This is a genomic window from Antiquaquibacter metalliresistens, from assembly GCF_029211225.1.
GTDB classification, from domain to species: Bacteria; Actinomycetota; Actinomycetes; order Actinomycetales; family Microbacteriaceae; genus Rhodoglobus; species Rhodoglobus metalliresistens.
Genome location: NZ_JARGEM010000002.1, coordinates 272,301 through 287,095 on the forward strand (window position 1 = coordinate 272,301; position 14,795 = coordinate 287,095).

15 protein-coding genes are annotated in these 14,795 nt (G+C 68.9%); 8 read left to right on the forward strand and 7 right to left on the reverse strand.

The window, feature by feature from the left end:
- Positions 1-47: 47 nt before the first annotated feature.
- The 3 genes from PYV02_RS04225 to PYV02_RS04235 are packed head-to-tail and all read left to right on the forward strand — an operon-like array spanning position 48 to position 3,174.
- Complete coding sequence (locus PYV02_RS04225) at positions 48-1,115, forward strand: serine hydrolase domain-containing protein (RefSeq protein WP_275756505.1); 1,068 nt, start codon at positions 48-50, stop codon at positions 1,113-1,115.
- A 14-nt stretch (positions 1,116-1,129) separates the two neighbouring features.
- Positions 1,130-2,017, forward strand: coding sequence for a MurR/RpiR family transcriptional regulator (locus tag PYV02_RS04230; RefSeq protein ID WP_275756507.1), 888 nt, complete (start codon positions 1,130-1,132; stop codon positions 2,015-2,017).
- A complete protein-coding gene (locus PYV02_RS04235) occupies positions 2,014-3,174 on the forward strand; it encodes an exo-beta-N-acetylmuramidase NamZ family protein (protein ID WP_275756509.1) in 1,161 nt (386 codons plus the stop codon). Before PYV02_RS04230 ends, PYV02_RS04235 begins: the two co-directional genes overlap by 4 nt.
- Before the next feature lie 11 nt (positions 3,175-3,185).
- On the opposite strand, the gene PYV02_RS04240 is transcribed toward PYV02_RS04235, so the two are convergent.
- The 6 genes from PYV02_RS04240 to PYV02_RS04265 all read right to left on the reverse strand — a co-directional run bounded on the left by PYV02_RS04240 (position 3,186) and on the right by PYV02_RS04265 (position 9,191).
- On the reverse strand, positions 3,186-3,959 hold the full coding sequence (locus tag PYV02_RS04240; RefSeq protein ID WP_275756511.1) for a glucosamine-6-phosphate deaminase: 774 nt from the start codon (positions 3,957-3,959) through the stop codon (positions 3,186-3,188).
- Positions 3,960-3,975: 16 nt separating this feature from the next.
- On the reverse strand, positions 3,976-4,890 hold the full coding sequence (locus tag PYV02_RS04245) for an ROK family protein (protein ID WP_275756513.1): 915 nt from the start codon (positions 4,888-4,890) through the stop codon (positions 3,976-3,978).
- Positions 4,887-5,666 (reverse strand): carbohydrate ABC transporter permease, encoded by a 780-nt coding sequence (locus tag PYV02_RS04250; protein WP_275756977.1) that lies wholly within the window; start codon positions 5,664-5,666, stop codon positions 4,887-4,889. Before PYV02_RS04250 ends, PYV02_RS04245 begins: the two co-directional genes overlap by 4 nt.
- 47 nt (positions 5,667-5,713) lie before the next feature.
- Positions 5,714-6,604 (reverse strand): carbohydrate ABC transporter permease, encoded by an 891-nt coding sequence (locus PYV02_RS04255; RefSeq protein WP_275756515.1) that lies wholly within the window; start codon positions 6,602-6,604, stop codon positions 5,714-5,716.
- A gap of 98 nt (positions 6,605-6,702) precedes the next feature.
- The gene (locus PYV02_RS04260) at positions 6,703-7,992 is read right to left on the reverse strand and encodes an extracellular solute-binding protein (protein WP_275756517.1); all 1,290 of its coding nucleotides are present in this window, start codon (positions 7,990-7,992) and stop codon (positions 6,703-6,705) included.
- Positions 7,993-8,057: 65 nt separating this feature from the next.
- Positions 8,058-9,191 carry an ROK family transcriptional regulator gene (locus PYV02_RS04265; RefSeq protein WP_275756519.1) on the reverse strand — a complete coding sequence of 378 codons (1,134 nt, stop codon included), beginning with the start codon at positions 9,189-9,191 and terminating at the stop codon, positions 8,058-8,060.
- 189 nt (positions 9,192-9,380) lie between these two features.
- Between PYV02_RS04265 and PYV02_RS04270 the strand changes: the two genes are divergently transcribed.
- From PYV02_RS04270 to PYV02_RS04290, 5 genes are all read left to right on the forward strand, one after another.
- The gene (locus tag PYV02_RS04270) at positions 9,381-9,833 is read left to right on the forward strand and encodes an FMN-binding protein (RefSeq protein ID WP_275756521.1); all 453 of its coding nucleotides are present in this window, start codon (positions 9,381-9,383) and stop codon (positions 9,831-9,833) included.
- Positions 9,817-10,683, forward strand: a complete 867-nt coding sequence (locus PYV02_RS04275) for an FAD:protein FMN transferase (RefSeq protein WP_275756522.1) — start codon at positions 9,817-9,819, stop codon at positions 10,681-10,683. Before PYV02_RS04270 ends, PYV02_RS04275 begins: the two co-directional genes overlap by 17 nt.
- On the forward strand, positions 10,680-12,188 hold the full coding sequence (locus PYV02_RS04280) for an FAD-dependent oxidoreductase (RefSeq protein WP_275756524.1): 1,509 nt from the start codon (positions 10,680-10,682) through the stop codon (positions 12,186-12,188). The genes PYV02_RS04275 and PYV02_RS04280 overlap by 4 nt, the downstream gene beginning before the upstream one ends.
- Before the next feature lie 107 nt (positions 12,189-12,295).
- Positions 12,296-12,868, forward strand: a complete 573-nt coding sequence (locus tag PYV02_RS04285; RefSeq protein WP_275756526.1) for a YdeI/OmpD-associated family protein — start codon at positions 12,296-12,298, stop codon at positions 12,866-12,868.
- 122 nt (positions 12,869-12,990) lie between these two features.
- Positions 12,991-13,410 carry an Hsp20/alpha crystallin family protein gene (locus PYV02_RS04290; RefSeq protein ID WP_275756529.1) on the forward strand — a complete coding sequence of 140 codons (420 nt, stop codon included), beginning with the start codon at positions 12,991-12,993 and terminating at the stop codon, positions 13,408-13,410.
- A 63-nt stretch (positions 13,411-13,473) separates the two neighbouring features.
- Here PYV02_RS04290 and PYV02_RS04295 read toward each other — a convergent pair whose 3' ends face one another.
- Entirely contained in the window at positions 13,474-14,688 is a 1,215-nt protein-coding gene (locus PYV02_RS04295) for an NADP-dependent isocitrate dehydrogenase (RefSeq protein ID WP_275756531.1), read from the reverse strand.
- Positions 14,689-14,795 lie beyond the last annotated feature (107 nt).

Genomic DNA, 14,795 nt, shown 5'->3' on the forward strand with positions numbered 1-14,795 from the left:
AGGGGAATTATTTACATCTGCGTTACATTCGCGCCTACGATTGACCCATGGAGACGATCCCCGCGATCATCGACCGCGAACTCGCGGCCCCCGACGGCACGTCCTTCAGCGCGGCCCACGTCGTCGTCGCACGGTCCGGGAAGGTCCTGTTCGACTTCGCGGGCGGGGATGCCGCGCGCTACAGCGGCTCGACGCGCGACGCTCTCGCCCCCGAACACCGCCCGCCCGTCACAGCGCAGACGCGATTCGACATCGCCTCTCTGACGAAACTGCTCACGGCGGGCACCCTGCTCGAACTGCTCGACCGAAACCACGAGAGCGTCGATGTGCCCGCGCACCGATACCTGCCCGAGCTCGCGGACGGACCTCGCTCCGAGATCACACTGCGCCACCTGCTCACCCACACCGCCGGATACCCACCCGTCTGGTTCGGCTGGCGCGACCGCCCCTCGATCGAGGCGGCGCGGGCGGCGATCCTCGCCCTCGATCTCGAGGCCCCGCCCGGTCAGCGCCACCGGTACTCCTGTCTCGGGTACATCCTCGCCGGCATCGTCGCCGAACGGATCTCGGGAACGACGCTCGACGTGCTCATGCGTGAGACGATGACCGATCCGCTGGACATGCGCAGCACCGGATTCCGGCCGGCCGGACCCGAGAACACGGTGGCCACCGAGTTTCAGTTGCTCCCCGAGCAGGTGGTGGTGCACGGTCGGGTTCATGACGAGACCGCGTGGACTCTCGGCGGGGTCGCCGGCAACGCCGGGCTCTTCTCGACGGGTTCGGACCTCATCCGCTTCGCGGAGGAGCTGCGCACCGGAGACCACGGGGTGCTCTCACCCCGCACGCGCGCGGCCATGACGACGGTACAGACACCGCCCGGGGTCGAGTCCGAGTACGGTCAGGCGATCGGGTCCCGGCTCGGGCACGACGCGTTCATGGGTGCGCTCGCCGACGGCGGCATCGGACACACCGGATTCACGGGCACGCTTCTGCTCGTCCACCCGGCGCGCGAGTTGTCGCTAGTAGCGTTGACGAACCGCGTGCATCCCACCCGCACCGTGAATGATCCAATGGCATTCCGCCGTGAACTCGCCGCCGCACTCGCGGTGCTCTGAAAGGGAGACCACCCTTGGCTACCGATGTTCTGGTCGCACTGCGACAGGCTCTACCGACGCTGCGTCCCGCAGAGCAGCGCATCGCGAACGTCGTGCTCGAGAATCCATCGATCGTGCGGGACTCGACGATCACCGAGCTCGCCCGGGCCTGCGCCACATCGCTCGCCACGGTCACCCGTTTCTGCAGCGCGCTCGGTTTCTCGGGCTATCCCGAGTTCCGGATGGCGATCAGTTCGGCGACCGGCCGGGAGGAGGCCGAGCGCGAGCGGTTCAGCATCGCCGACAGCGACATCGATCCTCGAGACGCGGCCGAGGACGTCGTATCCAAGATCGCCTTTCAAGAGGCTCAAGCGATCGAGCAGACCGCCAAGGCGCTCGATCTCGTGACGCTCGACGCCGTCGTCGCGGCCGTCGTCGGGTCGTCGCGTGTCGATATCTACGGCGTGGCGTCGAGCGGACTCACCGGTCAGGATCTGCAGCAGAAGCTGCACCGCATCGGCTTGGTGTCGTACTGCTGGGTCGACCCTCACCTGGCGCTCACCTCGGCGGCGCTGCTCAACAGCGACTCGGTGGCCATCTCGATCTCGCACTCCGGTCTCACCATGGAGACCGTGCACGCCCTCGAGGTCGCCGCGAAGGCGGGCGCGCGAACCGTCGCGATCACCAACTACCCGGACTCGCCGCTGGCCGAGCGAGCGGACCTCGTGCTGACCACGGCAGCACGAGAGACCCGCTACCGCTCGGGCGCGATGTCCAGCAGAATCGCGCAGCTGGCGGTCGTCGACTTCCTCTTCGTCAGGATCGCGCAACAGCTCTACGATCGCATGAGCGAGTCGCTCAAGCTCACCTACGATGCCGTGCAGAGTCACCGATTGAGCTACGACAGGAAGCCGCGCGCGTGACCGGCACGAGACTCGGCATCGACCGGGTCGGCACGCTCGCCGGGTCATCCCTCCGCAGCGCTCGGTTCGGTCTCGTCACCAACGACGTGGCGCTCACGAGCACCCTGCGCCCCGGCCGCGACGAGGTGCTGCGATCGGGGCTCGCGCTCACACGACTGTTCAGCCCCGAGCATGGGCTCTCGGCACAGGGCAGGGACGGGTCGTTTCAAGCCGACTCGTACGACGCCCTCACCGGGCTTCCGGTCACGAGCCTCTACGGTGAGCGGCTCGCCCCCGACCCGGAGAGCCTCGCCGGGCTCGACGCGGTGATCGTCGACCTCCCGGATGTCGGGTGCCGCTTCTACACCTACCTGTGGACGATGAGCCTCGTGATGGAGTCGTGCTCGAGCGCCGGCATCCCCGTCGTCGTGCTCGACCGCCCCAACCCCCTGGGCGGCGCCCCCGGCGTCGTGGAGGGACCCCTGCTCGACGAGGAGCACTGCGCCTCGTTCATCGGGCGCTGGTCGATGCCGGTGCGGCACAGTCTGACGATGGGCGAGCTGGCGCGTCTGTGGACGCACGAGTCCGCCGTGGATGTCGAGGTCGTGGTCGTCGGACTCGAAGGCTGGGACCGCGACCGCCAGGCCCTCGACGACACCCGCCCGTGGATTCCGCCGTCCCCCGGCATGCCGACCGCACACACCGCCGCGCTCTACCCGGGACTCGGCCTGCTCGAGGGTGTGAACGTGAGCGACGGGCGTGGCACCGCGCTGCCGTTCCGCGCGGTCGGCGCACCGTGGATCGATCCGCTCGCACTGTGGCGGGAGTTCGAGGCGCTCGAGCTGCCGGGCGTCGCCGCGACCCCGTACTCGTTCACCCCGACCGCCGAGAAGTACCGCGGCGAGACCTGTTTCGGACTCCTGCTCACCGTGACGGACACCGCGAGCCTGCGCCCCGTCGCGGTCGGCGTCGAGCTCATCCGCGTGCTCGGCGCCCTCTGGCCCGAGCACCTCGCGGAGCACCGGTACGTGACGCGCGCCAACCCGAGCGGCACCCGCCATCTCGACCTTCTGCTCGGCGTGCCGGATGCGGCGCGTGGCATCGCCGAAGGATCGATCGACCTCTCGGTGGCCACCACCGACTGGTGGGATCGCGTGCAGCCCGCGCTGCTCTACTGACGCGCAGCCGGCTAGACGCGCTCCCACGCGAGCCGGTTGTCCCAGGCGTATCGGTAGTAGTCGGCGAACCTGAGCCTGCTCGCCGCCGCCTCGTCGACGATCACGGTCACCTTGCGGTGCAGTTGGATCGCCGAGCCCGGGAGGCTCGAGGTGACCGGTCCTTCGACCGCACCCGCCACCGCCTCGGCCTTACCCTCACCCCACGCGAGGAACAGCAGATGCCTCGCGCGCATGATGGTGCCGAGACCCTGGGTGATGCAGTGCATGGGAACCTCGGCGAGCGAGCCGAAGAACCGGGCGTTGTCGCGACGGGTCTGCTCGGCAAGGGTCTTGATGCGGGTGAGCGAGGCGAACGAGGAGCCCGGCTCGTTGAACCCGATGTGACCCGTGGTGCCGATGCCGAGAATCTGGATATCGATACCGCCCGCGGCATCAAGGTCGGCCTCGTAGCGCTCCCCCGCTTCATCCAGGGGACCGTCGTCGTCGGCCGGGACTCGCACCAGGGCAGGATCGAGGCCCAGCGGCTCGACGACCTCCCGAGTGATCACCGATCGATAGCTCTCGGGATGCTGCCGCGGAAGTCCCACGTACTCGTCGAGGGCGAACCCCCGTACCCGGTTCAGGTCGAGGTGTCGGCGCGCGAGCGACTGGTAGGTCGAGAGCGGCGTGGACCCGGTGGCGAGACCGAGCACGGCATCCGGTCGCGCTGCCACGAGTGAGGAGATGATGTCGGCGGCGAGCTCGCCACCCTCCGCGGACGAGGGGACGATGACGACTTCAGCCATTGTTCGATCCTATCGATCAGGCCACGCCGACGAGCGCGGCACCGACCGCGGCCGCCGGGAACTCAGCGGGCACGATCGTGACCCGCTCACTCAGGTGGGTCGACGCCAGGAACGGCGAGTGCCGCTCCCAGTCCGCGAGCACGGCTCGTACGGCATCGAGCAGCTCCGTGCCGAGCGACGACAGTCCACCACCGATGACCACGGTATCCGTATCCACGGTGAGCACGAGCACGCGCACCGCCGCGGCGACGTTGTCCAGGAACCGGCGCCGCACCTCGAGGGCCGCCGGATCGCCGGATGCCGCGGCCGCGAACAGCGCGCGCGCCGGCTTCGGGTCGTCCGTCGGCCACTGCCGGGCGATGGCCGAGCCGGAGGCGACCGTCTCGAGACAGCCCCGCTGCCCGCACGGGCACTCCGGCCCATCCGGGTCGACCGGGATGTGGCCGATCTCGCCGGCGGTGCCGCGCGAGCCGCGCCACAACCGACCGTCGAGCACGAGCCCGGCCGCCAGGCCGGTGCCGAGGTTGAGGTAGGCGAGCGATCGGGTGCGCTGCTCGCCGAGCAGGTGATAGGCCCCGATCGCCGCGGCGTTCACGTCGTTGTCGACGCGCACCGCCCGCCCCAGGCGACGGCCGAGATCGTCGCCGAGCTCCAGCCCGTCCAGTCCCAGGTTGACGGCGTGCGTGACGCGACCGCTCACGGGGTCGACGGCCCCCGGGATCCCGACGCCGATCGACGCGAAGTCCGCGATGCCGCCGTGGGCGAGCTCGGCGAGGGTGGTCAGTGCGGTCACCGCGGTCTCGAGCACGGCATCCGGCCCGAAGCCGGTCGGCAGCCGCAGCCGGTGCACGATGCCGCCCGCCTCGTCGACCGCTACGGCCTCGGTCTTGGTGCCGCCGATATCGATGCCTGCGCGCAATGCCCCGCTCATCCCTTCACCGCGCCGCTGACCAGTCCCGACGTCAACCGCCCCTGCACGATGAGGAAGAACACGATCACCGGGATGGCGACCAGGCTCGATGCGGCCATCACCTGTCCCCAGTCCGTCTCTCGCGTCGCGCTGGCCTGCACGAAGCCCCGCAGCCACAGGGGCAGCGTCTGGGCGGCCTCCGAGGGCAGCAGCACGAGCGCGACCGTGAACTCGTTCCATGCCTGCAGGAAGGCGTAGACGCCGGAGGCCACGAGGCCCGGAGCCAGCAGCGGGAAGGTGATGCGCATGAACGCGCCGAAGCGGCTGAGGCCGTCGACCATGGCCGCCTCCTCGAGGTCCGCGGGGATGCCCGCCACGAAGCCGCGCAGCATCCAGATCGTGAACGGCACGACGGCGGCGATGTAGATCACGCTCACGCCGATCACGGTGTCGAGCAGGTGCACGCTCGCGACCATCTTGTACTGGGCGATGAAGAGCCCCTCAGCCGGGAGCATCTGCACGATGAGCACGGCGAGCACGAAGCTCTTGCGACCCCGGAACCGGAACCGGCTGATCGCGATCGCCGCGAGGAACGCGAACAGGATGCAGAACACCACGACGGTGAGCGTGATCGCCACGCTCATGCCGAGCGCCCGGAAGAACGACCCGTCGGCGAGCGCGCCCGTGAAGTTGCTCAGGGTGCCGTGCAGCGGGAAGAAGGTCGGCGTGAACTGCTGCAGCACCGCGGTGGGGATGAACGCCGAGTTCACCATCCAGTACACCGGGAACACCCACATAACGGCGATCACGATAGCGAGCGCATTCAACAGAACTCTGGCGGGTTTCACGCCTCGTCCTCCTTCAGCAGCGAGCGGATGTAGAACGAACTCAGCGCCACGGTGATCGCGAGCACGAGGATCGACACGGCCGACGACATCCCGAAGTCCTGCGCGCTCGTGCCGAGCTTGTAGATGTAGGTGCCGAGCAGGTCGTAGTCGCCGGAGCCGGAGCCAGCCTCCTGCAGCATCTTGATCTGGGTGAACACGCGCAGATCCCAGATCAGCTGCAGCAGCAGCACGATCGCGATCACCGGGCGGATCATCGGCTGGATGATCCACCAGAAGCGCTGCCAGCCGCTCGCGCCGTCGAGCTGCGCCGCCTCGAGCACCTCGTCGGAGACCTGGGTGAGTCCGGCGTAGATCGAGAACGCGACGAAGGGCACGCTCATCCAGATCACGATGATGCTCGCGACGAGCAGGAAGGTCAGGGGGTTGGTCAGCCATTGGAACCGGTTCATCTCGACACCGGGGATGAGGTCGAGCAGGTAATTGATCACGCCGCGTCGGCGGTCGAAGAGCCAGATCCACACGGTCATCGCCGCGACGACCGGCATCGACCAGGCCAGCAGCAGCGAGATCTGCAGGATGAGCCTCGCGGTCTTGGTGACGGCGCTCATCAGCAGGGCCAACAGCGTGCCGATGGCCAGCGTGACGAACGCGGTGACGACGCAGAACACCAGGGACTTCGCGACGACCACCCAGAACTGCACGTCGGTGGCCAGGCGCACGTAGTTGTCGAACCACACGAGGGTGGCCGGTTGCCCGAACTGCTGGGCGAGCCCGTACTTCTGGAACGAGGTGACGACCTGCCAGATCAGCGGGTACCCCATGCCGAGGATCAGGATGGCGATGGCCGGAACGATGAGCGCGTACGGCGCGCGCGAGCGGGTGAACACGACGAAGCCTCCTCTCGGGCTCGGATGACGTGGGTGGGGGTACCGGTGGTCGAGCCCGCCGAGACCGGGTCTCGGCGGCGCTCGACCACCGGGTGGGACTAGCCGTTGATCAGTTCGTCGATCTTGGCGTCGTACTCCTTGGCGAGGGCCGGGATGTCACCGCCGGCGTTCACCTTGCCGAAGAACTCCTCCAGCAGTCGTGCACCCTCCACCGCAGCCCAGCCGGGCGCCGCGGGGGTGAGCTTGGATCCGGCCGCCGACTCGATGAGCGCGGCGGCGAACTGGTCGTCACCGAGCGCGCTCGCGTAGTCGAGGTTGGCCGGCCCCAGACCGTTCTCGCCGAGCATGGTCTGGTACTCGGGCGAGAAGATGATCCTCAGCAGCTCCTTCGCGCCGGCCTGGTTCTGGCTGGCCGCGGAGATCGCGACGTTCGAGCCGCCCGCGAAGACCGGGGCGACCCCGCCGTCGACGCCCGGCAGCACGAAGGTGCCGAACACCTCGTCGTTCCAGGTGGCCACCATCTTGGTGCTGTCCTTCGGGTCGGGAGTGAGGTCGCCGATCGACCAGTGCGCCCAACCGGGTGCGATGATCGTCGCCGCCTCCGGCACACCCGTCTCGGAGTTGTTGTTGATGTTCACCCACGGGGTGCTGTCCGCCTCGTTGACCGGGGCGAGCGAGGCATCCGCGAACAGCGCCTGCAGCTGCTCGAGGCCGGCGATCGTGTTCGGGTCGGAGAGCGTCGACTTCCAGGTGTCGCCGTCCTTGACGGCGAGCTCGCCGCCGTTGGCGAACACCCACGAGATGCCGTTGCGCCAGTCCTCGCCGCCGAGGTAGAAGCCCGACTGGGTGTCGGTCTTCAGCGCGGCCGCGGCGGCGTTGAACTCCTCGAGCGTGGTCGGCACCTCGAGCCCGGCGGCGGACCACAGGTCTTTGCGGTAGAAGACGTAGCGCGAACCGAAGTAGTACGGCAGGGCGTAGTTGGCGCCGTCGACCTCGCCGACCTCGACGAAGGACGGCAGCAGCTTGTCGCCGCCGAGTTCCTCCACCATGTCGGTGATGTCGGTGAACGCGCCGACGGTCGTGAAGGTCGGTGACCAGGTGTTGCCGATCTCCGTCACGTCCGGGGTATTCTCGGCATCGGGCAGGGCTGTGGTGAGCTTCGCAAGGGCGTCGCCCCAGGACTGCTCCTCGATAGTGAGGGTGCCCCCGGTTGCGTCCGCGTACTCGGTCTTAAGGTAGTCGCGCAGCGCTTCCGGGGTGTCACCGCCCATCACCCAGAACGTGATGTCCTGTCCGTCGGCGTTGCCGTCCGACGGTGTGGTGGCGCACCCGGCGAGAACGACGAGTGCGGCGGTCGCGGCTGCGACCACTCCGATCTTTCGCTTCATTTCCTGTTCCTTCTTCTTGGGGCTGCGGGGCGCCGGATGGACACTCCGCTGGTGCGGGATTCGGGTCAGGAGACCCCGAGCTGGGCGGAGAGCACCATCGCGGCGGCGCCGCGCATCACGATGTCTTCGCCGAGCGTCGTCATCCGCAGCGTCAGACGGCCATGGAACTCGGCCATCGTGCGGTTGCGGAGGGTTTCGCCGGTCGCCCTGATGAGCGGACCGTCGAGCAGGTGCGTCGGTCCGCTCAACACGACCTCGGCGAGGTTGAGCGCTCCGACGATGGGGGCCAACGCGATGCCGAGTCGCTGGCCGGCCTCGGTCAGCACGGCGTCGCGGTCGCCGTGCGCGATGGCGCGCTCCAGCCGCGGCGTCGCCAGCCACGTCTCCAGGCAGCCGTGCTTGCCGCACACGCAGGCGGGGCCACCATCGGTGCCGACGACGACGTGCCCGATCTCACCGGCGGCGAAGCGGCTGCCGAACAGGGGCGTACCGTCGAGCAGCAGTCCGGCACCGACACCGTGGCCGACCTTGACGAGCATCATGTCGCTGTCGGCGTCGCCGAAGCTGTGCTCGGCGAGCGCGGCGACGTTCGCGTCGTTCGCGACGACCACCGGCAACGCGAAGCGGGCCGCGAGCTCGTCTTGCAGTCGTTCGCCGGACCAGCCGAGGTTCGGGGCGGAGAGCACGACGCCGGCGAGGTCGACCACGCCGGGTGATCCCACGCCGATGCCGAGCACCGGGAGGGTGGCGGCGGCCACGAGCTGCTCGGTGAGGCGGATGACGAGGGCGGTGGCATCCGGCCCCGTGCGCGCCTCGAGGGGCAGTTCGGCGCGCGCGAGGATGTGACCGTCGAGGTCGAGCACGGCGCCGCGGAAGGTGGCGTACTCGCTCAGGTCGATGCCGATGATCTGGAACGCGGAGCGGTTGAGGTCGAGCAGCGTGGCCGGCTTGCCGGGGCGTGCGTCCTCGCGCTGACCGGTCTCGACGACGAGGCCCTCGCCGATGAGCTCGGCGACGAGGTCCGAGACGGTCACCCGGGTGAGGCCGGTCTCGCGGGCGATGTCGGCGCGGCTGAGTCCGGCGCGCTCGGCGCGGTAGAGGGTCTGCAGCACGAGCGATCGGTTGTGCCCGCGCGCGTGCTCGGGGAGCACCTTGCGTGTCGGCCTGAGCACCCGTCCGGATGCGAACCCCGTCGTCATGTTTGTTAGTACACCTTACGAACAAACCTCAGCGCAAGTGCGAGAACAGAGGTTTACACGCTCGTTACATTTCGGGGATGTGGCGGGATGCTGCGAACTCACCGGATACGCCCAGCCCGCTCACGGGCATCCGCCGCCCGGTAGGGAATGCTGGGGACACGACGTTTCCTGACCACGGAGAGAATCTCGATGCGCTCACTGACCACCAGCAAGCCCGCCTTCGCCCTGCTCACCGGCCTCACCCTCACCGGTGCGCTCGCCGGTTGCGCGGCATCGACGCAGCCCGCCACCGAGGGGACCCCGCAAACCGACCAGAGCACCACGCCCGCCGACACCGGCGCGGGCACCTATGCCGACGGCACCTACACCGAGAGCGCGAACTACCAGTCCCCCAACGGCACCGAGACCATCGATGTCACCATCACCCTGGCGGACGACGTGATCACCGACGTGCAGGTGGTCGGGCACGGCGAGAGCCCGGACTCCAAGCACTACCAGGGCGAGTTCATCGGCGGCATCGACGCGATCGTCGTCGGCAAGGACATCGACTCGATCAGCGTGAGCAAGGTCGCCGGCTCCTCGCTGACCAGCGGCGGGTTCAACAAGGCCGTCGAGGCGATCAAGCTTGACGCTGCCGCATAGCTGGCGGTTCGAGGCGATCGGCACCGGGTGGCAGATCGACGCCCCGCAGCCACTCGGCGGGGTGCTCGAGGCCGCGATCCTCGACCGCATCGCCGGGTTCGACCGCACCTACTCCCGGTTCCGCGATGACTCCCTCGTCGCGCGCATCACGACCACCCCCGGTCGACACGTCTTCCCGGATGACGCCGCCGCCCTCTTCGACGTGTACCGCGCGCTCTACGAGGCCACCGATGGTGCAATGAGCCCGCTGGTCGGTGCCGCCCTCGACCGACTCGGCTACGACCGGGCGTACTCGTTGCGCTCCACCGGACCGGCGATCCCCGCACCGGACTGGGATGCGGCGGTGGCCTGGGACGGCACCGCGCTGACCACGCTGCGACCGGTCTCGGTCGACGTCGGCGCGGCCGGCAAGGGATACCTCGTCGACATCGTCGCCGCGATGCTCGTCGCCTCCGGCGTCGAGGAGTTCATCGTGGACGCCAGCGGCGACATCGCGCATCGCGGCGCCGAGCCCATCCGGGTCGGGCTCGAGCACCCGCTCGACACGACCAAGGCGATCGGGGTGGTGTCGATCGGGAACGGTGCGATCTGCGCCTCGGCATCGAACCGACGGGTCTGGGGCGACGGGCTGCACCACGTGCTTGATGCGACCACGGGGCTGCCGACGCGCGGGATCATCGCCACCTGGGCGATGGCGGAGACCGCCCTCGCCGCCGACGCGCTCGCGACCGCGCTGTTCTTCGCCGACCCGGCACGCCTCGCGAAGCGGTTCGAGTTCTCATACGTGCGGATGCACGCGACGGGCCGGGTAGAGTCTTCGCCACACCTTGACGGGGAGTTGTTCACATGAAGCGATGGCTGGACCGCACCACCGGCGCCGTGCCGATGTACAAGCTCGTCGTGATGTCGCTGGTGCTCATCGAGCTCGCCGCGATCGTCTTCGCCGCGCTCGGTCTCGTGCCGCGCGACCCGCTCGCCATCGCGGTGTCCTCGGTCGTCGCGGTGGCGGCGAGCCTGGCCGGCACCTGGGCGGCCTCGCTCGTCGCGCGCGTGAAGCTGCATCTCGAGTCATCCATCATCACCGGCCTGCTCGTCTTCTTCGTGTTGGAGCCGAAGCTCGAGCTCGTGGCGCTCGCCGGTGTCGCGCTCGCCGCGGCCCTCGCCGGTGTCTCGAAGTTCCTCGTCGCGGTGCGGGGGCGCCACGTGTTCAACCCGGCGGCGCTCGGCGCGTTCGTGGTCGGACTCGTCGGGTTGAGCTACCCCGCGTGGTGGGCCGGCACCCCGGCACTGCTGCCGTTCGTCGCCGTCACCGGGTTCCTGGTGCTCTACCGCACCCAGCGCCTGGGCGTCGGGCTGTTCTTCCTCGCACTCACCAGCGTCGTCTTCGGGCTGCGCATCGCCATCGCCGGCGGCACCGTAGGGGACTGGCTCGGGCTCGCCCTGCTCTCCTCGCCCGCGGTGTTCCTGGCGGTGTTCATGCTGAGCGAGCCGCTCACGCTGCCTCCGCGGCGCTGGCAGCAGCTCGTCGTCGCGACCGTCGTCGCGCTGCTGTTCACCATCCCCTTCAACATCGGGCCGCTCTACTCCAGCCCGCTGCTCGCGCTGCTGGTGGGCAACCTCCTCGCGTTCTTCTTCGGTCAGCGCCGCGCCATCCGCATGACCTACCTCGGCAAGACGCAGCTGTCGCCCACGACCTGGGAGCTGTCGTTCCAGCCGTCGCGGGCCGTGCGCTTCGTGCCCGGGCAGTACATGGAGCTCACCATCCCGCACCGCCGGGCCGACTTCCGCGGCAGCCGACGCTACTTCAGCATCTCCTCGGCCCCGAGCGCGACCGCACCCATCACCTTCGCGATCACGGTGCCGAGCAAGTCGTCGAGCTTCAAGCAGGCGCTGCTCGACCTCGAGCCCGGCGCGATCGTGCACGGCACCGGCGTCGGCGGCGACTTCGCGCTGCCCGTCAAGGTGTCCGAACCGCTGCTGCTCGTGGCGGGCGGCATTGGCATCACGCCGTTCGCCTCGCAGCTCGCGCACGCGACCGAACGCGGTGAGCACCGGAATGTCGTGGTCGTCTACGCGACGAGCGCCGCGGGCGAGCCACCGTACGCGTCCCTGCTCGAGCAGTCCGGGGCGCGGGTCGTGCTCTACTCCCCCGAGCCTCCCGACCCGCTGCCGACCGGCTGGACCTACGGCGGTGCGGGCCGGGTGACGGGCGAGCGGCTCGCGGCGGACGTGCCGGATGCCGCCGGGCGTCGCACCTTCATCTCCGGCCCGCCGGCGCTCGTCTCGGAGCTCCGCCACGCCCTGCGCGGCCAGGGCGCCCGCCGCGTGCACACGGACGCGTTCTCCGGCTACTGACGCCCCCACATCCCGCCGAGGGGTCGCAACACGCCGCAGCGCCGGCGGCGTGGGCGGCATGTTGCGACCCCTCGGCAGGTGACGGTGGGGCGCCGTAGCATGACGGCATGGTGTCGTTCGCGGACAAGGCGCTGCTCGATGTGGCGACCGCGCAGGAGTGGGAGCGCTGGATCATCGAGCACGGCACCGATGACGGCGTGCGGCTCAAGCTGCGCAAGCGCACGTCGAGCGCGCCCGGCCTCACCTACGACGAGGCGCTCGACGTCGCGCTCTGCCACGGCTGGATCGACGGCCAGGTCGCGCGATTCGACGACGACTACGTGCTGCAGGCCTTCACGCCGCGCCGTCGCAACAGTCCGTGGTCGCAGCGCAACGTCGGCCACGTCGAGCGCCTCACCGCCGAGGGCCGCATGCGCCCGGCTGGTCAGGCCGAGATCGACCGGGCGAAGGCCGACGGACGATGGGATGCCGCCTACCGCGTCAAGGACGCGCCGGTGCCCGACGACCTGCGCGCCGCCCTCGACGCGAGCCCCGCTGCCGCGGCCTTCTTCGAGACCATCAGCGCCCAGAACCGCTGGGCGATCATCTTCCGTCTCAGCCAGCTCAAGCGCGCCGATTCCCGCGAGCGCAACATCCTCAAGTACGTGGCCATGCTCGAGCGCGGCGAGACGCTGCACTGACCGTCAGCCTTCGGCGAACATCGCCCCGCACCGATGCGCGCGTGCCTACACTCTGATTGTTGAGTCAACCCGACTCAAGTTTTCAGGAGTGGCCGATCACCCGGCCGAAGGAGTTGAACCTCATGGCAACCGCCACCAGCCCGTTCCGCCAGGTCGGTCGCGTCGCGACCTACCAGCCCCAGTTCCGTTCCGGCCCGCGTCTTGCCGCCGTGGACATCTACCGTGCCGACGACGTGTTCACGCTCGCGGTCGACCTGCCCGGTGTCGACGCGAACTCGATCGACGTCGACGTCGACGGCCGCACCCTCACCATCCGCGCGACCCGCACGGCGCCCGCCGTCGAGGGCGCGACCTGGATCTCGCGCGAGCGCTCCACCGGCGCCATCGTGCGGCGCGTGACCCTCGGCGACGGTATCGACACCGAGCACATCTCGGCCGACTACGTCAACGGTGTGCTCACCGTCAGCATCCCGGTCAGCGAGCAGGCCAAGCCGCGCAAGGTCGCCGTCGTCGGCGCCCCCGAGGTGGCCGCCGCGCAGTAGCAGCAGCAACAACGCGAAAGGCCCGGAAGCGCGATCGCTTCCGGGCCTTTCGTCGTGTCTGCGCTACGCCAGTCGCGCCGCGAGCGCCTTGTCGAGCGTGTCGAGGAACTCCTCGGTGGTCTCCCACTGCTGGTCGGGACCTACGAGCAGGGCGAGGTCCTTGGTCATGTGACCGGCCTCGACAGCCTTGATCACGACATCCTCGAGCGTGTCGGCGAACTCGATGAGCGCCGGGTTGCCGTCCAGCTTGCCGCGGTGCTGCAGACCACGGGTCCAGGCGAAGATCGAGGCGATCGGGTTGGTCGAGGTGGGCTTGCCCGCCTGGTGCTGACGGTAGTGACGCGTGACGGTGCCGTGCGCGGCCTCCGCCTCGACGACCTTGCCGTCCGGAGTGGCGAGCACGCTGGTCATGAGGCCGAGCGAGCCGAAGCCCTGCGCCACGGTGTCGGACTGCACGTCGCCGTCGTAGTTCTTGCACGCCCAGACGTAGCCGCCCTCCCACTTCATGGCGGAGGCCACCATGTCGTCGATGAGGCGGTGCTCGTAGGTGAGACCCTTCTCGTCGAACTTCGCCTTGAACTCGGCGTCGAACACCTCCTGGAAGATGTCCTTGAACCGGCCGTCGTAGGCCTTGAGGATGGTGTTCTTGGTCGAGAGGTACACCGGGTAGTTGCGGTCCAGGCCGTAGTTCAGGCTCGCGCGCGCGAAGTCGCGGATCGAGTCATCCAGGTTGTACTGCACCTGGGCGACACCCGAACCGGGCGACTGGTACACCTCGAACTTCAGCGGCTCGGAGCCGTCTTCCGGGGTGAACTCGACCGTGAGCGTGCCCTTGCCCTGGAAGCGGAAATCGGTGGCGCGGTACTGGTCGCCGAACGCGTGGCGGCCGATGATGATCGGCTTGTTCCAGCCGGGCACCAGGCGCGGGATGTTGGAGATGATGATCGGCTCGCGGAAGATCACGCCGCCGAGGATGTTGCGGATGGTGCCGTTCGGGCTCTTCCACATCTGCTTGAGGCCGAACTCCTCGACGCGAGCCTCGTCGGGCGTGATGGTGGCGCACTTGACGCCGACACCGTGCTTCTGGATGGCGTGCGCCGCGTCGATCGTGACCTGGTCGTCGGTCGCGTCGCGGTTCTCGATGCCGAGGTCGTAGTACTCGAGGTCGATGTCGAGGTACGGGTAGATGAGCGTGTCCTTGATCTTCTGCCAGATGATGCGGGTCATCTCATCGCCGTCGAGTTCGACGACGGTTCCCTCTACCTTGATCTTGGACAAACGGAACTCCTTCTAGTCTTTTGGGCCGTGAATCAGCATACTCGCTTCCCCAACTATCTTGATATCGAGATAGTTACGCGTTCGTCACACTCCCGCGTTAGCCTGGT